Genomic DNA, 18,037 nt, shown 5'->3' with positions numbered 1-18,037 from the left:
CGTCAGAAGAGTTTGAGCCGGGTCTTGGGTTCGGCTTCCGCGCCGGGTTTCTTGACGCCGGGGTCATCCGGCGCGCCGCCGAAGAAGGGCACGGCTTCCACCTTTTCATCTGCTGCTTTGGTCTCAACCGGCGCTTCGATTATGACGGGCTTTTTCTCCTTCGGAACCGATACGGTCGGCGTGACCTCGATCGGTGCGGCGGGAACGGGTTTCGGCTCGGCACGAGGCTCGGGAGCAGCTTCGACAACGATTGTTTTAGCAACCGGCTCCGTCCTTGCGGGCGCTGCGGCAATCGCATTTTCGATTGTCAGGTCTTCGACGGGGCCTTCGAGCTGGCCAAATGGTGCTTTCCATTCGAAGGCATCGAGACGGCCCGTCACTGGCGAGACCGGCAGCCATTTTTCCGAAACGACGCCATCCGCCACCCAGGCAGGGTCACGTGGTGCGCGCAGGGCCTGCGACATCCAGTAGCGCACCCGGCCCTGATCGCCGGTTTCGGCCTCTTCGATATCGGCCATCAGCAGGAAGATGCTTTCGCGGGGCTCGATGCGGGCTGCGGCTTCGGCCTTGGCCCGCGCCTTGGCAAATTCCTTGGCGTCAAGCGCTGCCTGCGCCACGGCAAACAGGGATTCGATATTGTTTGGCTTCAGGCTCTCAAGCCGCTCGGCCCGTTTCAGCCGGTCGATGGCGGTATCGCCGCTGCGGGCGCGGACATAAAGTTCGGCGATCTGCGGGTGCGGATCAGTTTTCCAGACCGGCTCCAGAACCGTGGCGGCCTTGCGCAGATTGTCTTCGCGCAGATAGGATTTTGCTGCGATCAGCGCTGCCGGAACGAGGCTCTTTGCGAGCTTGAGGGCGTGTTTGGCGTCCTCGCGGGCGCCTATCGGATCGCTTTCCAGCTTTTCGCCGGCTTTGGCGGTGAGAAGCACGGCTTTCAGTCGCTCCGCCTCGCCGCGTTCGATGACGCTGGCCGCCTTTTGCTGGTCGAGCAGGCGGATCGCGTCATCCCATTGTCCATTACGACAACGGTTTTCCAGCGTTGCCTGCGCGGCCCAGGGTAGGTAAGGGGCTTTTTCCGCTGCGTCCTCGGCATACTGCTGGGCTGCTTCATAAGCGCCCTGCCGGCGGGCCTCGATATAAAGACCGCGAAGGCCGAGTTCGCGGGTTTCGGGATCGCGGGCCATCGCCTCGAACTTGCGGCGCGCCTCGTCATATTTGCCTTCGATGAGATCGGCCTGAGCATCCAGCAGATGGATCAGCGGCTCCTGATCGGCGCTGAGCAGCCCTTGCGTGCGGGCCGTCATCTTGCGGGCGAGAATGGCGTTGCCGGCGCCGGCGGCGATGAGGCCGGTGGAGAGCGCCTGATAACCGCGGTCACGCTTGCGGGCGCGGAAATACCGCCGGGCGGCATTGGGCGAGGTCCACACGGCGTTGATGATCCACCAGACCAGCATGACCGCAGCAACCAGCGCCGCGATGATGGAGGCGGCGACCATCAAGCTCATTTCGTACAGCTGGCCCTGCCAGACGATGGAAAGCACACCCGGCCTGTCGGCCAGCCAGGAGAAACCAAAACCGAGCGCCAGAACGATGAGGGCGAAAGTCAAAATTCTGGTCATGCCCTTACCCCTGCCTGCCGGTGCTGGTGATGGCGCGGTTCAACGTGCCGCCCACCAGATTTTCGACCTCGATGCGCGCATCCAGAGATTTTTTATAATCGGCGGATGCCGTCCTGGCCGCCTCGGGAAGCCCGTTCCATTCCAGCGCGGCACCCTGCAGATCGCCATTGCGCAGCTTGTTTTCCATGCGCGCGATCATGGCTTCGGGTGTCTCACCCTCGATATTTCCGACCGGGCGGACCTTTACCAGCGAAAAGGCGCTTTCGGTCAGGCGTTGCACAATGCCCTGATTGGGATCGGGCTGATTGATGGCCGACAGCATCGCATTGGCGACATCAGGGAATTTCTGCATCAGCTCCGAACGCGACGGCACGCCGGTTGCGGCAAAGGATTGCAGTGATGCAATGGCCGGATCGTCAGGCGTGACCTTGGAGAGTGTGTCGAGTTCCGTCAGGAACGGCCCACCACGATCGATCGCGGCTTTCAGCGCGGCCGACGCGATGGCGCGGGCGACTTCGATATCGTCGCGCGGTTCGTTGATCTTGGTTTCAGCGTCAGCAAGGCGGCGTGTCAGTTCCGCCGTTGCCGAGGCCTGTGCGGATCGTTCCGACTGCAGGGCGCCTTCCAGTGCGGTGATTTTCTCCGCAAGCCCATCCACCTGCGGGGCCTCTCCCTTTGCACCTTCGAGGGCTGCGATGCGCTGCTCCAGTGCCGAGGTATCTGCTGCCGGGGCATTAGCGAGTTGCTGCCGCATGCCGGTGATATCGGTTTTCAGTGCAGCGATCTCATCGCTTCCGGCTCTTCCGGAATTGGAGGAGGGCAGGATACCGGCATATTGCATGCTGCCGGCGGCGGCGAGGGCGATAAGGCCGCCGACGATACCGGCTGCGATCAGGCCGGAGGTTGCCGCCTGCTTGCGCTCCGCCTGCTGTGGGGTGGACGGCTTGGCCGGTCCTGAAGACGAGGTTGTGGTCGAGGATTTGGCAGCAGAGGCATTGCTGGATGTGCTGGCGGAGGCTGTAGAGCCAAAGGCCGGTTTCGAAGCCGCAGCAGCAGTTGCGGCGGCGCTCGTCCCGGCAGTATCCGTCATCGGTTTTGCATCGACTTTGGGCGGAACAGGAGCCGGTGAGCCGGGCTCTTTCTGCTTGTCCCCCGGGCTTTCAGCCTTCGGCCCGGCGGCTGCGGCGTCCGCTTTGCCGACATTGGGTTCGGGCTCAATAGAGGTTTTCTTCGGTTGGTCCCAGACGGGGGCCGGATTGCCGGTTGCTGCTGCTGCTTCAGGCTTCGTTTCCGGGAGGCTGGGTTCTATCGTCGCAGCCGGCGTCTTGTCACCGGGCTCTTCGTCCGTCCTGGCAGCGTCCCCATCGGCGGAAATTGCTTTCACGTCTTTTGCGTCCAGGTCGATTGTGACCGGTTCGGCTTTGGACTTGGAGTGGCGTGGCGGCTTTCCCGATACCATGACAACCTCATTTTCTGCCTGCAGTAATCTAAACCTAGTCAGTGACGGCGGCAAAGGAAAGGGGCGAACGCCAATTAGGTTCCAGAGTCCTGGCGCAGAAGTTCGAACATCGCCGCCTCGCTCGGCTCTTCGGCTGCTATGGCCTTTAGGCGGAAAATTTCCGGAACCAGAGAAAGCACATTGCGGCTGATGCAGATGAATTGGACCGCTGCCAGCGCCGCCACATATTTTTCCGCCGACGCATGGCTAAAAAAGGCCCGTGCCGCTTCGGATGAATAGAGCAGGACTACATCGGCAGCGGTGTCGAGAAGGGCCGTTTCGAGCGTGTTTTCGGCGATGTCCGAGGGCAGCATCTCGTAACAGTCGACAGTTCTGAAGGGAATGCCCGCTGCGGCAAGGCCTTCCTCGAAGACGGAGCCACGTGGCCTGCCGGCGAGATAGAGCAGGGGTTGCCTTTCGGAAAGAAGAGCGCGGTGCTCCGTCACCAGCGCGGTCAGACCCAGGGCATCACCGGAGGCGGTGAATATCTGTTTGAAGCCAGTATTTTCCGCCGCTTGCGCCGTTGCTCCGCCGACGGCAAAAAGCGGTTTCGACAGATGCGGTGCCAGCTGCCACCTGAATGTATCCAGCGCCCGCACGGCTTCCGCGCTGGTTACCGCGATGGCAGCCAATGGGGTGAACAGCGCCGAGATGGCGCGTTCGCCGTGATGGGCAGGATGAAACAGCGGAAGAAGCACCGGCTCGTGGCCGAGCGCTTCAAGCTTTGCGGCCGTCCTTTCGCCCGAACGCTGCGGCCGGGTGACGACGATCCGCATCGGCTTAGCTCCAGCCTTCGAAGAAGGCGCTGCCCGCCTTTGCACGCACCTCTTCGCCGGCCTGTCGGCCGAGCTTTGCCGCATCCATCCGGTTGCCCGAGATTTCGATGCCGTGGCTCGTCTGGCCATCGGGGGTGAGGATCAGCCCGGAAAAATGCAGCTCCTCGCCGTCGCAGGTGGCATAGCCGGCAATCGGCGTGCGACAGGAGCCGTCAAGTGCGGCCAGAAAGGCGCGCTCACAGGTCACGGCGTCAAAAGTCGGCCTGTCATTTATGGGGGTAAGCAGCTCGTCCATGCGCGTATCGCCGATGCGGCTTTCCACACAGATCGCGCCTTGGGCCGGAGCAGGGGGAAATTCCTTTGGGTCGAGAATTTCCGTCGGGACATTCTCCTTGCCGAGCCGCTTCAGGCCGGCAAAGGCAAGAAGCGTGGCATCCGCCTGGCCTTCTTCGAGCTTGCGCAGGCGGGTATCGACCAGACCTCGGAAAACGATGACGCTCAGATCCGGCCGCAGGCGGCGGATCAGAGCCTGACGGCGCAGAGAGGCGGAGCCGACGACGGCACCCTGCGGCAGTTCCAGAAGCTTCGGCGCGGTGCGGCCGATGAAGGCGTCACGCATGTCTTCACGCGGCAGGAAGGCGGAGAGATGCAGGCCCTCGGGCAAAATAGTCGGCATGTCCTTGGAGGAATGCACGGCAATATCGAGTTCGCCGGACAGAAGCTGGTTTTCCAGCTCCTCCGTGAACAGGCCCTTGCCGCCGATCTCCGACAAGGCGCGGTCGGTTATCCGATCACCCTTGGTGGATAGCACGACGATTTCGAACATGTCTTCCGGCAGGCCATGCGCCGACATCAGCCGGTTGCGGGTCTCATAAGCCTGCGCAAGCGCCAGAGGGCTGCCGCGCGTGCCGATTCGGAAAGGTTTTGTTTGCATCCGCGTCTATCCATTGTTACCGGAGTTGTCTTAGACCAACTCAGCGCATGATCGCAATGAACGAACAGATTTGATGACCCCCTTTCTTCGTATCCTCGGCATAGAGACAAGCTGTGACGAAACCGCTGCATCCATTGTGGTTCGGCATGCGGACGGTCGTGGCGAGATCGTCTCCGACGTCGTTTTGTCGCAGCTTGAGGAACACAGCGCCTATGGCGGCGTAGTGCCGGAGATTGCCGCGCGCGCCCATGTCGAGGCGCTGGATACGCTGGTGGAAGAAGCGCTGGAGCAGGCGGGCGTCACCCTTGCCGATGTCGATGCCATTGCCGCCACATCCGGCCCCGGCCTCATCGGCGGCCTGCTGGTGGGGCTGATGACCGGCAAGGCGATTGCCATGGCTGCGGATAAGCCGCTCTACGCCATCAACCATCTGGAAGGTCATGCGCTGACGGCGCGGCTGACCGATGGTCTGTCTTTCCCCTATCTGATGCTGCTGGTCTCCGGCGGCCATACCCAGCTGGTGCTAGTGCGTGGCGTTGGCGATTATGAGCGCTGGGGCACCACCATCGATGACGCGCTTGGTGAAGCTTTCGACAAGACCGCGAAACTTTTAGGCCTCCCCTATCCCGGCGGGCCTGCCGTTGAAAAGGCGGCTGCGAAGGGTGACCCGGACCGTTTTCCGCTACCGCGCCCAATGGTTGGCGAGGTCAGGCTCGATTTTTCCTTCTCCGGCCTGAAGACAGCGGTGCGGCAGGCCGCAACTGCCATTGCGCCGCTGTCAGAGCAGGATATTGCCGATATCTGTGCCTCCTTCCAGAAGGCGGTGTCACGCACTCTGAAAGACCGCATTGGCCGTGGCCTTGCCCGCTTCAAGCAAGAATTTCCACATATTGATGGAGAACCGGCTCTTGTGGTGGCCGGCGGCGTCGCCGCCAATCAGGAAATCCGTCAGACCCTGCAGACACTTTGCGATACCAACGGCTTCCGCTTCGTCGCGCCACCGCATCGGCTTTGCACCGATAATGCTGCGATGATCGCCTGGGCAGGGCTGGAGCGCATGGCGGAAGGTAAGGAGCCCGATCCGCTGGAGATACCGCCGCGCTCGCGCTGGCCACTTGATGGCAATGCGGAGACGTTGATCGGTTTCGGTAAAAGGGGAGCCAAGGCCTGATGCAGCGGGAGAAAATCGTCGTTATCGGCGCTGGTGCCTTCGGAACCGCGCTTGCGGTCGTCATCGCGCTGGAAAACCGGCACGACGTCACTCTGCTTGGCCGTGATGCATCCCTGATGGCCGATCTCAGGAGCGACCGTGTGCATGAAGCGACCCTGCCGGGCGTTGAACTGCCGGATGCGCTTGAATTTTCGGTCGAGCCGGATGTGCTAGCCGGTGCTAGTATCGTGTTGTTCGCCATGCCCTCGCAGGTTCATGCGGATGCGGCCCGTCATTATGGTCCTTATCTGGCTAATGACTCTATTATCGTCACCTGCGCCAAGGGTATCGACCGCAACTCCGGTCGCCTGCTCACGGAGCTTCTGGAAGCGGAACTGCCGCATCATCCGATTGCGGTCCTTTCCGGTCCGGGATTTGCAGCGGATATTGCGCGCGGCCTGCCCACCGCCATGGCGATTGCGGCGGAAGACGCAGCGGTTGCCGAGCGGCTGGCGACCACGATTTCCGGCAGAACCTTCCGGCTTTATGCCTCCACCGACCGTATTGGCGTGCAGCTTGGCGGGGCGCTGAAGAATGTTCTCGCCATTGCCGCGGGCATCGTCGAAGGCGCGGGTCTTGGCGATTCCGCCCGGGCGGCGTTGATTTCGCGCGGCCTTGCCGAGATGTCGCGTCTCATCGTCGCCATGGGCGGTAAGGCCGATACGGTACGCGGTCTTTCCGGTCTTGGTGATCTGGTGCTGACCGCCACCAGCCACCAGTCGCGCAACCTGCGTTTCGGCATCGCGCTTGGCCGGGGTGGAGGCAAGGACATGTCCGGCGGGTTGGTGGAGGGTGCTTTTACGGCTGCCGTCGCGGCCCGGCTCGGAGAAAGTCATGCCGTCGACATGCCGGTTACCGAATCGGTGGCTGCCATCATCGACGGCAATCTGGATGTGGCAAGCGCCATGCAACAATTGATGACACGGCCAATCACCACCGAATGAGGGTGGGGCCTTTGAATAGTTTTTACGCATGTCCTGGTCCCGAAACCGCTGACACTTTTGGGAGACATGCTCTAGCGAGGAGACGAAAATGCTGTTTGCGTTTATCTGCAAGGACAAGCCCGGCCATCTGAACGTGCGCATGGAAACACGCCCGGCCCATCTGGAACATCTGAACAAGCTGAATGCCGAGGGCACGCTGAAGATCGCCGGCCCGTTTCTGGATGCCGAAGGCAAGCCGAATGGCAGCCTCGTTATTGTGGAAGCAGTTGATATCGATGCAGCCAAGGCGCTCGCCGATGCCGATCCCTATGCCAAGGCGGGGCTGTTCGAAAGCGTCGATGTGAAGCCCTATAACTGGGTCTTCAACAATCCGGGAGCTTGAGCGGGCATGGCGAATTACTGGCTGTACAAGTCCGAACCGTTCAAGTGGTCCTGGGAAATGCAGAAGGCCAAGGGCGAAGCGGGCGAAGAATGGACCGGCGTGCGCAATTATCAGGCGCGCAACAACATGCGCGCCATGAAAATCGGCGACAAGGGTTTCTTCTATCACTCGAATGAAGGGCTGGATGTCGTCGGCATCGTTGAAGTCTGCGCGCTGTCGCATCCGGACTCGACTGCCGAAGGCGATCTGAAGTGGGACTGCGTTGATATCCGCGCTGTCTGCGATATGCCGCAGCCGGTTTCGCTAAAGGATGTGAAAGCCAACCCCAAGCTGGAGAAGATGTCGCTCGTCACCTCCATGCGGCTTTCCGTGCAGCCGGTGACGGAAGAGGAATATTTGGAGGTCTGCCGCATGGGTAACCTCGCCAATCCGCCGAAATCACCGGACTGAGCCTTCGGTGAAGACCGATCCCGAACGCTTCATTCTCGACAATGCTGCCATCATGCATCCGCCGCATGTGCCGGAATTGCGCCTGCATCTCGCCACCGAAGCCCATGAGCTGTGGTTGAAGACGGAGGAGGAGCTGGAAGAGATCGGCCTGCCGCCGCCTTTTTGGGCCTTCGCCTGGGCGGGTGGGCAGGGGCTTGCCCGTTATGTGCTGGATCACCCTGCCAGCGTGTGCGGCAAGCGTGTGCTGGATTTCGCCAGCGGCTCCGGACTGGTCGCCATCGCCGCCGCAAAGTCGGGCGCGACCAGCGTTCTGGCTGCCGATATCGATCCGTGGACGGAGACGGCCATTCGGCTGAATGCGGCGCTTAATGGCGTGGCTGTCGATTTTACCGGGATCAACTTGGTGGGCAAGCCGGTTGAGGCGGATGTTCTGCTGGCGGGCGACGTGTTTTACGACCGCGCCTTTGCCGAACTTCTCGTTCCATGGTTTCTGGAACTGACTGAGAAGGGCGTGAGCGTCCTTGTGGGCGATCCGGGGCGTGCCTACCTGCCCAGACAGCGTCTTCGTGCCGAGGCGACCTATGAGGTGCCGGTGACACGGGCGCTGGAAGACAGCGAAGTGAAAAAGACTACCGTCTGGCGTTTCGTCTGATTAAGGCCGGATGATGCAGACGCCGTGCTCATAAGCACAGGCGTCGCCGGCGGTTTCGGCACGGACATTGATGATTTTAGCTTTCGGTGCAAGCCGGGCACCGATTGTTGCGTTTGCGCCGTTTCGCGCAAGCCGACCGCCTACCGCGAAATAATTGCCGTTGCCGCGAACGCGCAGCGCCGATATCGCGCCGACATAGGTGCCGCCGGAGAGGGTGGATGGCAGCCCATCGGTGGAGAAACTGACCTGTGATTGACGGTGCTGATAATGATGGCGGCCCTGAAAATCCTCTGCCATTACAGGAGGCATCACGGCGAAAACGACGCCCGTGACGACCATGGCGAAAGCGGCGATTCGACGCTGTAACATGAGCCTCATTCTCCGGATTTGTTTGGTTAATCAAAGGTAAATTACACGATTCCTGAATTACGTAAAGGTAAATATTTTGAGGGTGTAAATCTTGGAAACACTCGATTTTTTATTTTCAGGCAAAAAAATCTCAAAAAAATTCGTGAACCAATCGATTAAATTCGAATCGGTCATGAAATATGCTTGTCGTGACGCCCCCATGTGATTAAACGTCGCGGTTGGTGCAATGCACATTCTTTCGTCATGTGCAGTTGCTTGGGGGCGTCCTGTCTGATGGGCGCACGGGAAAACGCCGCGAGGTTCTGATGGCGAATTTGACAAATAACCGGCCTTTGTCGCCGCATCTTCAAATTTACAAGCCGATTCCGACGATGGTCGCGTCCATCGTGCACCGCATCACGGGTTCCGCCCTTTATTTCGGAACGCTGCTGGTCGCCTGGTGGCTTATCGCGCTTGCTTCCGGCCCGGCCTATTACGACTGGGTCAGCTGGGCGATGGGTACGATCATCGGCAAGATTATTCTGATCGGCTATACTTGGGCTCTCGTTCACCACATGCTCGGCGGCCTTCGCCATTTCATGTGGGATCTCGGGCACGGCTTTGAGAAGAACTTCAACACGAAACTCGCCAAGGCGACCTTTGTAGCGTCGATCTGTCTGACCGCGCTCATCTGGGTCATCGCCCTGATCGTGCGCTAAGGAGAAGCCTGTCATGGATATGCGTACACCTCTCGGAAAGGTTCGCGGCCTCGGCTCCGCCAAGGAAGGCACCGACCATTTCTGGCGTCAGCGCCTGACGGCGGTCGCCAACGTTCCCCTGCTGATCTTCTTTGTGGTCTTCCTCATCAAATATGCCGGCGCGCCCTATCCGGAAGTTGCAGCCGCGCTGTCCAACCCGCTCGTCGCGGTCATCATGGCTCTGGTGCTGGTTTCCGGCCTCGTCCACATGAAGCTCGGCATGCAGGTCATCATCGAAGACTACATTCACGCCGAGGTTTTGAAGCTCGTTCTTCTGATGCTCAACACGTTTTTCGCGATTCTGATTGGCGGTCTTTGCATCTTCGCCATTCTGAAAATCGCATTCGCAGGATAAGTCCGCCATGGCATCGATCAGTTCACCTTCCCAGAATGGCAAGGCCTACACCTATGTCGATCACTCCTATGATGTGATCGTGGTGGGCGCCGGCGGCGCGGGTCTTCGCGCCACGCTCGGCATGGCCGAACAGGGTTTCAAGACCGCCTGCATCACCAAGGTTTTCCCGACGCGCTCGCACACGGTGGCGGCGCAGGGCGGTATCGCCGCTTCGCTCACCAACATGACGCCTGACTGTTGGCAGTGGCACCTTTACGACACCGTAAAGGGTTCCGACTGGCTCGGCGACGTCGACGCGATGCAATATCTCGCCATGGAAGCGCCAAAGGCGGTCTATGAGCTGGAGCATTACGGCGTGCCGTTCTCGCGCAATGCCGAGGGCAAGATCTACCAGCGCCCGTTTGGCGGCCATATGCAGAATTACGGTGAAGGCCCGCCGGTGCAGCGCACCTGCGCCGCTGCCGACCGTACCGGCCACGCCATCCTGCACACGCTTTATGGCCAGTCGCTGCGCCACAACGCTGAATTCTTCATCGAATATTTCGCGCTCGACCTGATCATGGCACCGGATGGCCGTTGCACCGGCGTCGTGGCGTGGAACCTCGATGACGGTACGATCCATCGCTTCTCCGCCAAGATGGTGGTGCTGGCGACCGGCGGTTACGGCCGCGCCTATTTCTCCGCAACCTCGGCCCACACCTGCACCGGCGACGGCGGCGGCATGATTGCCCGAGCCGGCCTGCCGCTTCAGGACATGGAATTCGTACAGTTCCACCCGACCGGCATTTATGGCGCAGGCTGCCTGATTACCGAAGGCGCACGCGGCGAAGGCGGTTATCTCGTCAACTCCGAAGGCGAGCGCTTCATGGAGCGTTATGCGCCTTCGGCAAAAGATCTTGCCTCGCGTGACGTGGTGTCGCGCTGCATGACGATGGAAATCCGTGAAGGCCGCGGCGTCGGCAAGAACAAGGACCACATCTTCCTGCATCTCGATCACCTCGATCCGGCGATTCTGCATGAGCGTCTTCCGGGCATTTCCGAAAGCGCCAAGATTTTCGCCGGCGTCGACGTGACGCGCGAGCCGATCCCGGTCCTGCCGACGGTTCACTACAATATGGGCGGCATTCCGACCAATTATTGGGGTGAAGTGCTGAACGCCGATGCCGAAAACCCGGAACGCGTCGCGCCCGGCCTGATGGCCGTTGGCGAAGCCGGTTGCGCCTCGGTTCACGGTGCTAACCGTCTCGGCTCGAACTCGCTGATCGACCTCGTGGTCTTCGGTCGTGCTGCGGCCATCCGGGCCGCACAGGTCATCGATCGCGACTCGGCTGTTCCCGCTTTGGATATCGCGGCCTGCGACCGGATCATGGAGCGCTTCGACAGCCTGCGTTTTGCCAATGGCTCGACGCCGACGGCGGTGCTGCGCGACAAGATGCAGCGCGCCATGCAGGACGATGCGGCCGTGTTCCGCACGCAGGAATCGCTGGAAAGCGGTTGCCAGCGCCTGTCCGCCATCTGGAAGGAACTGCCTGATATCAAGGTCACCGACCGTTCGATGGTCTGGAACTCCGATCTGGTCGAAACGCTTGAGCTGCACAATCTGATGGCCAATGCGATTACCACGGTCTATGGCGCGGAAGCGCGCAAGGAAAGCCGTGGTTCGCACGCCCGCGAGGATTTCGTCGATGGCCCGTTCGCCGGTCGCGACGATGTGAACTGGCGCAAGCATACGCTTGCCTGGCTCAGCCCCGAAGGCGACGTCAAGCTCGACTACCGCCCGGTTCACACCGACCTGATTGCCGACGGCATCGATCCCAAAAAGATCGAGCCGAAGGCGCGCGTCTACTGATTTGAGGAACTGGACATGGTTGAACTCGCTCTCCCCAAGAATTCCCAGATCAGCGAAGGCAAGGTCTGGCCGAAGCCGGATAGTGCCAAGAATGTGCGCGAATACCGCATTTATCGCTGGAACCCGGATGACGGCCAGAACCCGCGCATCGATACCTATTATATCGATGTCGACGATTGCGGGCCGATGGTTCTCGATGCGCTTCTCTACATCAAGAACAACATCGACCCAACGCTGACGCTGCGCCGTTCCTGCCGTGAAGGCATCTGTGGCTCCTGCGCCATGAACATCGACGGCACCAATACGCTCGCCTGCACCAAAGGCATGGAAGAGATCAATGGCACGGTGAAGGTCTATCCGCTGCCGCACATGCCGGTCGTGAAGGATCTCGTTCCTGACCTGTCGAACTTCTACGCCCAGCACCGCTCCATCGAGCCATGGCTGAAGACGGTTTCGCCGGCGCCGGCCAAGGAATGGAAGCAGAGCCATGAAGACCGGCTGAAGCTGGATGGTCTTTATGAGTGCATTCTGTGCGCCTGCTGCTCCACCTCCTGTCCCAGCTACTGGTGGAATGGCGATCGTTACCTCGGTCCCGCTGTTCTGCTGCAGGCCTATCGCTGGCTGATCGACAGCCGCGATGAGGCGACGGGCGAGCGTCTCGACGATCTCGAAGATCCGTTCCGTCTTTATCGCTGCCACACCATCATGAACTGCGCGCAGGCCTGCCCGAAGGGGCTGAACCCGGCCAAGGCAATCGCGGAGATCAAGAAGATGATGGTGGAACGCCGCGTCTAAGGGCGATTCGCTGGTGACGGCAATTTATCCGGGCCGCGGTCTCCACCGCGGCTCTTTTTACAACCGGGTCTGGGAAATTTCGGTAAAAATTGACCGAAATGGTAATTATCCCGGCCATCGCTTGTGCAAGGTAAGGCTTTAGTAATAATTCAGCCTTCTTGTTCGATCATGGTCTTTCCGGAAGCGAGAGAATCGGGAGCTTGATATGCAGTTCAGATATGTGGTGACGGGCCTTGCGGTTGTGATGAGCCTTGCCGGTTGCCAACGTACCTCCTACGATTACAACAACAACGGCAGCAATAACCCCGGTTATACGCCGCCGTTGCAGGCACAGCCGGTCCCCTCCGTTCAGTCCGGTGCCCTGCCGCCACCCGGTGGCGCTTCGGGCAGCCAGTTCCCTTCGGCACCCGCATCCGCGGCGCCTGGCGGCGTGAATGTCGCTTCTGCAGCCCCGCCGGCGACGGCGCTCGACGTCACCAAGGAATCCATGGTCGGCAACTGGCGCATCTCCAATGGCGGCGCAAATTGCGACATGTTCCTGACGCTCACCAATCTCGGCAGCGGCTCGCGTGGCGGCACCCGTGGCTGCTCCGGCGAGCTGACGGCGATGGGTTCCTGGGAAGTGTCCGGCAAGATGGTTCTCTTTAAGAACCGTTCTGGTGACACGATCGGCCGCGTTTACAAGAGCGCCGATGCGCGCTTTGACGGCACGACCAATAGCGGCCAGCCGCTCAGCCTCAGCCGATGAGCATTTCCGGTGCATCCGGATTGCTTTCCTCGTTCTGAGCCATTCCATTCGTCGCGGGTGCTTTGCTGCGTCCGCGACAGGGGCGCTTTTTCATGAAGCCATTGCCTGATTACAATCATAGTGTCGTTGAACAGCTCAACGCATTGACGGCAGCTGGCACTTTGCAGGCCGATGCCGCTCAGCTTGGTGTGGCGACGCATCTCGATCGTATTCTCGCTGATCTGAAGGCGCGCAAGCCCGCCAGGAAAAAAAGCGCGCTCGGCTGGATGTTCGCGCGCAAGGCGGGACCAGCCACTTTCGTCAAGGGATTGTATGTCCATGGCAGCGTCGGCCGCGGCAAGACGATGCTGATGGATATGTTCTACGAGATGGCGCCCGTTTCTTCCAAACGGCGTTGCCATTTTCACGAATTCATGGCGGACGTGCATAATCGCGTGCATGCACATCGGCAGAAGCTGAAGAATGGTGAAACCAAACAGGCCGATCCCATACCGCCCGTCGCGGCCCAGCTTCTGGCGGAAGCCGAGCTGTTATGCTTCGATGAGTTTACCGTCACGGATATCGCCGATGCGATGATCCTAGCCCGGCTGTTCAGCGAGCTGTTTGCCAATGGCTGCACTTTGGTGACAACCTCCAACGTCGTGCCCGATAATCTCTATAAGGACGGCCTTAATCGCGGTCTGTTCCTGCCCTTCGTCGATTTGCTTAAAAAGTATGTGGATGTGGTGACGCTGGACAGCCCGACTGATTACCGGATGGAAAAGCTGGAAAGCCTGCCGGTCTATGTCACGCCGCTTGATGGTACGGCGGATCAGGCAATGGATATGGCTTGGCGGCACATGACTGCCGGTCATCTTGTTGCGCCGACGGAAATACCAATGAAGGGCCGCTCCATTCTGGTGCCGCGTGCCAGCGGTCGGGTCGCCCGTTTCTCGTTTTCCGACCTTTGCGAAAAGCCGCTCGGGGCTTCCGACTTCCTCGCCATCGCCAATCGGTTCGATACGGTCTTCATCGATCATATCCCGTTCCTCAACGCGGACAAGCGGAACGAGACCAAACGTTTCATCATCCTCATCGATGCGCTTTACGACCACAGCGTCAGGCTTTTCGCCTCCGCCGCGGCTATGCCGGAGGATTTGCTCGGCAAGCGCAAGGGCACCGAAGGTTTTGAGTTCGATCGCACGGCCTCGCGGCTGTTTGAGATGCGCAGCGCTGATTATCTCGTGCTTCACCATGAAAAGCGGCGGAAAGTTTGACACTTTCGTGACGCATTTTCTTACGTTTACGTAAGAAAATAATGATCTAAACGATTGAAAATATTCATCACAAAAGAATCTGTTGCCAATTTTGGCCAATGGGGCTAATCGAAGTGCGACAATTTGGCTGCCGGTTTGGCGCGGTGAAATTGAATTGAAGCTCAAGAGGAAGCATTCGATGGCTCGCAAAAAAATTGCACTTATTGGTTCTGGCATGATCGGCGGCACGCTGGCACACCTCGCCAGCCTGAAGGAACTGGGCGATATCGTCCTCTTCGACATCGCCGACGGCATTCCGCAGGGCAAGGGTCTGGATATTGCCCAGTCCGGCCCGGTTGAAGGTTTCAATGCGAAGCTTACCGGCGCTTCCGATTATGCCGCCATCGAAGGCGCAGACGTCTGCATCGTCACCGCTGGCGTTGCCCGCAAGCCCGGCATGAGCCGCGACGATCTTCTCGGCATCAACCTCAAGGTCATGGAACAGGTCGGCGCCGGCATCAAGAAATATGCCCCGAACGCTTTCGTCATCTGCATCACCAACCCGCTCGACGCCATGGTCTGGGCGCTGCAGAAGTTCTCCGGCCTGCCGAAGAACAAGGTCGTTGGCATGGCCGGCGTTCTCGACAGCGCGCGTTTCCGCCTGTTCCTAGCTGAAGAATTCAACGTTTCGGTTCAGGACGTCACGGCTTTCGTTCTTGGCGGCCACGGCGATACGATGGTGCCGCTCGCCCGTTACTCCACCGTTGGCGGCGTTCCGCTGACCGATCTCGTCAAGATGGGCTGGCTGACCGCCGAGCGCCTTGAGCAGATCATTCAGCGCACCCGCGACGGCGGTGCGGAAATCGTCGGCCTGCTGAAGACCGGCTCGGCCTATTATGCACCGGCTGCTTCGGCAATCGAAATGGCTGAATCCTACCTCAAGGACAAGAAGCGCGTTCTGCCAGCCGCTGCCCACCTCTCGGGCCAGTATGGCGTTGACGATATGTATGTCGGCGTGCCCACCATCATCGGTGCCGGCGGTATCGAGCGCATCATCGAGATCGAACTGAACAAGGAAGAAGAAGCAGCTTTCCAGAAGTCCGTCGGCGCTGTCGCTGGTCTTTGCGAAGCCTGCATCAACATCGCTCCGTCGCTGAAGTCATAACTTCAAGCGGCTCCAAACAGGGATTATTCCATGAATATTCACGAATATCAGGCCAAGGCTCTTCTGAAGGGCTACGGTGCGCCGGTTGCTGAAGGCGTTGCCATCCTCAAGGTCGAAGAAGCCGAAGCTGCTGCAAAGCAGCTTCCCGGCCCGCTCTACGTCGTCAAGAGCCAGATCCATGCTGGTGGCCGCGGCAAGGGCAAGTTTAGGGAACTCGGCCCCGACGCCAAGGGCGGCGTTCGTCTGGCGAAGTCGATCGAAGAAGTCGTTTCCCATTCGCGCGACATGCTCGGCAACACGCTGGTAACGGCCCAGACGGGCGATGCCGGCAAGCAGGTTAACCGCCTCTACATCGAAGATGGCGCTGACATTGCCCGCGAACTCTATTGCTCGCTGCTGGTTGATCGTTCGGTCGGCCAGGTTGCTTTCGTGGTCTCCACCGAAGGCGGCATGGATATCGAAGCTGTCGCCCACGACACGCCCGAAAAGATCCACACCATCGCCATCAACCCGGAAAAGGGTGTGAGCGATGCCGACATTGCTGCGATCTCCAAGGCTCTCGAGCTTGACGGTGCCGCTGCGGAAGACGCCAAGGCGCTGTTCCCGATCCTCTACAAGGCCTTCAACGAGAAGGACATGGCCCTCCTTGAGATCAACCCGCTGATCGTCATGGAAAATGGCCATCTGCGCGTTCTCGACGCCAAGATGTCCTTCGACGGCAATGCGCTGTTCCGCCATGACGACATCAAGGCGCTGCGCGACGAAACCGAAGAAGACGCCAAGGAAATCGAAGCTTCCAAGTGGGACCTCGCTTACGTGGCGCTCGACGGCAACATCGGCTGCATGGTCAATGGTGCTGGTCTTGCCATGGCGACGATGGACATCATCAAGCTGTACGGCAAAGAGCCGGCTAACTTCTGCGACGTCGGCGGTGGCGCCGGCAAGGAGAAGGTTGCGGCAGCTTTCAAGATCATCACGGCCGACCCGAAGGTCGAGGGTATCCTCGTCAACATCTTCGGCGGCATCATGAAGTGCGACGTCATCGCCGAAGGCGTGATTGCCGCGGTGAAGGAAGTCGGTCTGCAGGTTCCGCTCGTTGTTCGCCTCGAAGGCACCAACGTTGAACTTGGCAAGAAGCTTCTGAACGAATCGGGCCTTGCGATTACGGCTGCTGACGACCTGGACGACGCAGCCAAGAAGATCGTCGCGGCGATCAACGGCTAATTGAGGGACCGGAAATAATGTCTATTCTCGTTAATAAAGACACGAAGATCCTCGTTCAGGGTCTGACCGGCAAGACCGGCACCTTCCACACCGAACAGGCGCTTGCCTATTACGGTACGCAGATGGTCGGCGGTATTCACCCCAAGAAGGGTGGCGAAACCTGGACCGGTTCCAAGGGCGAAAGCCTGCCGATCTTCGCAACGGTTGCCGAAGCCAAGGAAAAGACCGGTGCAGACGCATCCGTGATCTACGTTCCGCCGGCAGGTGCCGCTGACGCCATCATCGAAGCCATCGAAGCGGAAATCCCGTTCATCACCTGCATCACCGAAGGTATTCCGGTGATGGACATGGTGCGCGTCAAGGCCCGCCTCGACCGTTCGAAGTCGCGCCTGCTCGGCCCGAACTGCCCCGGCATCATGACGCCGGAAGAATGCAAGATCGGCATCATGCCGGGCTCCATCTTCCGCAAGGGTTCGGTCGGTATCGTCTCGCGCTCCGGCACGCTGACCTATGAAGCCGTGTTCCAGACATCCAACGAAGGCCTCGGCCAGACGACGGCTGTCGGCATCGGCGGCGACCCGGTCAAGGGCACCGAGTTCATCGACATCCTGGAAATGTTCCTCGCTGACGACGCCACGCAGTCGATCATCATGATCGGCGAAATCGGCGGTTCAGCTGAAGAAGATGCGGCGCAGTTCCTGATCGACGAAGCCAAGAAGGGCCGCAAGAAGCCGATGGCTGGCTTCATCGCGGGCCGTACGGCTCCGAAGGGCCGCACCATGGGCCACGCCGGCGCTGTCGTTTCCGGCGGCAAGGGCGATGCAGAGTCCAAGATCGCTGCCATGGAAGCAGCCGGCATCAAGGTATCGCCTTCCCCGGCGCGCCTCGGCAAGACGCTGGTTGAAGTCCTCAAGGGCTGAGACCACATGAGACCGGTAACGGGCGGTGCGGCTTCAACGCTGCGCTGCCCGATGCCGCAAAGACGATAGACAGAACGGCATACCGCCCCGGCGGCAGACAGCAATAATCAAAGCGGCAGGCCGGTGAAACGGCCCTAACGGCATCGAGGAGGCGGACGGACAAGTCCGCAGGAAC

At 60.1% G+C, this 18,037-nt stretch carries 19 protein-coding genes; 14 read left to right on the top strand and 5 right to left on the bottom strand.

All coding sequences use genetic code 11. The annotated features are described in order from the left end of the window. Window positions 1–2: 2 nt before the first annotated feature. The 4 genes from FCH38_RS15240 to hemC form a co-directional block, all read right to left on the bottom strand. Window positions 3–1,619 (bottom strand): heme biosynthesis protein HemY, encoded by a 1,617-nt coding sequence (locus FCH38_RS15240; RefSeq protein WP_153515518.1) that lies wholly within the window; start codon window positions 1,617–1,619, stop codon window positions 3–5. A gap of 4 nt (window positions 1,620–1,623) precedes the next feature. Next, a complete protein-coding gene (locus tag FCH38_RS15235; protein WP_174374264.1) occupies window positions 1,624–3,078 on the bottom strand; it encodes a COG4223 family protein in 1,455 nt (484 codons plus the stop codon). A gap of 74 nt (window positions 3,079–3,152) precedes the next feature. Then, a complete protein-coding gene (locus FCH38_RS15230; protein WP_174374263.1) occupies window positions 3,153–3,893 on the bottom strand; it encodes a uroporphyrinogen-III synthase in 741 nt (246 codons plus the stop codon). A gap of 4 nt (window positions 3,894–3,897) precedes the next feature. Further along, window positions 3,898–4,827, bottom strand: a complete 930-nt coding sequence (hemC, locus tag FCH38_RS15225) for a hydroxymethylbilane synthase (RefSeq protein WP_174374262.1) — start codon at window positions 4,825–4,827, stop codon at window positions 3,898–3,900. Between the two features lie 73 nt (window positions 4,828–4,900). Between hemC and tsaD the strand changes: the two genes are divergently transcribed. The 5 genes from tsaD (at window position 4,901) to FCH38_RS15200 (ending at window position 8,465) form a co-directional block, all read left to right on the top strand. After that, complete coding sequence (tsaD, locus tag FCH38_RS15220) at window positions 4,901–5,998, top strand: tRNA (adenosine(37)-N6)-threonylcarbamoyltransferase complex transferase subunit TsaD (RefSeq protein ID WP_174374261.1); 1,098 nt, start codon at window positions 4,901–4,903, stop codon at window positions 5,996–5,998. Then, on the top strand, window positions 5,998–6,981 hold the full coding sequence (locus tag FCH38_RS15215) for an NAD(P)H-dependent glycerol-3-phosphate dehydrogenase (protein ID WP_174374260.1): 984 nt from the start codon (window positions 5,998–6,000) through the stop codon (window positions 6,979–6,981). Before tsaD ends, FCH38_RS15215 begins: the two co-directional genes overlap by 1 nt. Window positions 6,982–7,069: 88 nt before the next feature. Continuing rightward, entirely contained in the window at window positions 7,070–7,363 is a 294-nt protein-coding gene (locus FCH38_RS15210; protein WP_174374259.1) for a YciI-like protein, read from the top strand. 6 nt (window positions 7,364–7,369) lie between these two features. Further along, complete coding sequence (locus tag FCH38_RS15205; protein ID WP_003504993.1) at window positions 7,370–7,813, top strand: EVE domain-containing protein; 444 nt, start codon at window positions 7,370–7,372, stop codon at window positions 7,811–7,813. Between the two features lie 7 nt (window positions 7,814–7,820). After that, a complete protein-coding gene (locus FCH38_RS15200; RefSeq protein ID WP_174374258.1) occupies window positions 7,821–8,465 on the top strand; it encodes a 50S ribosomal protein L11 methyltransferase in 645 nt (214 codons plus the stop codon). On the opposite strand, the gene FCH38_RS15195 is transcribed toward FCH38_RS15200, so the two are convergent. Continuing rightward, window positions 8,466–8,834: a hypothetical protein gene (locus FCH38_RS15195; protein WP_174374257.1), complete on the bottom strand. Its 369-nt coding sequence runs from the start codon at window positions 8,832–8,834 to the stop codon at window positions 8,466–8,468. 305 nt (window positions 8,835–9,139) lie between these two features. Here FCH38_RS15195 and sdhC point away from each other — a divergent pair, with 305 nt between their 5' ends. From sdhC to sucD, 9 genes are all read left to right on the top strand, one after another. Continuing rightward, entirely contained in the window at window positions 9,140–9,532 is a 393-nt protein-coding gene (sdhC, locus tag FCH38_RS15190; RefSeq protein ID WP_149900518.1) for a succinate dehydrogenase, cytochrome b556 subunit, read from the top strand. Between the two features lie 13 nt (window positions 9,533–9,545). After that, window positions 9,546–9,926 carry a succinate dehydrogenase, hydrophobic membrane anchor protein gene (gene sdhD / locus FCH38_RS15185; RefSeq protein ID WP_149900519.1) on the top strand — a complete coding sequence of 127 codons (381 nt, stop codon included), beginning with the start codon at window positions 9,546–9,548 and terminating at the stop codon, window positions 9,924–9,926. A 7-nt stretch (window positions 9,927–9,933) separates the two neighbouring features. After that, entirely contained in the window at window positions 9,934–11,775 is a 1,842-nt protein-coding gene (gene sdhA / locus FCH38_RS15180; protein WP_153515526.1) for a succinate dehydrogenase flavoprotein subunit, read from the top strand. Window positions 11,776–11,790: 15 nt separating this feature from the next. Then, the gene (locus tag FCH38_RS15175; protein ID WP_174374256.1) at window positions 11,791–12,570 is read left to right on the top strand and encodes a succinate dehydrogenase iron-sulfur subunit; all 780 of its coding nucleotides are present in this window, start codon (window positions 11,791–11,793) and stop codon (window positions 12,568–12,570) included. 205 nt (window positions 12,571–12,775) lie between these two features. Beyond that, window positions 12,776–13,318: a protease inhibitor Inh/omp19 family protein gene (locus tag FCH38_RS15170; protein WP_149900522.1), complete on the top strand. Its 543-nt coding sequence runs from the start codon at window positions 12,776–12,778 to the stop codon at window positions 13,316–13,318. 92 nt (window positions 13,319–13,410) lie between these two features. Next, window positions 13,411–14,574 carry a cell division protein ZapE gene (zapE, locus tag FCH38_RS15165; RefSeq protein ID WP_174374255.1) on the top strand — a complete coding sequence of 388 codons (1,164 nt, stop codon included), beginning with the start codon at window positions 13,411–13,413 and terminating at the stop codon, window positions 14,572–14,574. A 178-nt stretch (window positions 14,575–14,752) separates the two neighbouring features. After that, a complete protein-coding gene (gene mdh, locus FCH38_RS15160) occupies window positions 14,753–15,718 on the top strand; it encodes a malate dehydrogenase (RefSeq protein ID WP_149900524.1) in 966 nt (321 codons plus the stop codon). A gap of 30 nt (window positions 15,719–15,748) precedes the next feature. After that, window positions 15,749–16,942 (top strand): ADP-forming succinate--CoA ligase subunit beta, encoded by a 1,194-nt coding sequence (gene sucC, locus FCH38_RS15155; RefSeq protein ID WP_174374254.1) that lies wholly within the window; start codon window positions 15,749–15,751, stop codon window positions 16,940–16,942. 17 nt (window positions 16,943–16,959) lie between these two features. Continuing rightward, entirely contained in the window at window positions 16,960–17,862 is a 903-nt protein-coding gene (gene sucD, locus FCH38_RS15150; protein WP_006310787.1) for a succinate--CoA ligase subunit alpha, read from the top strand. Window positions 17,863–18,037: the final 175 nt, after the last annotated feature.

Source organism: Agrobacterium tumefaciens, from assembly GCF_013337285.1.
GTDB lineage: Bacteria > Pseudomonadota > Alphaproteobacteria > Rhizobiales > Rhizobiaceae > Agrobacterium > Agrobacterium burrii.
This window is presented reverse-complemented; position numbering and strand designations above follow the sequence as displayed.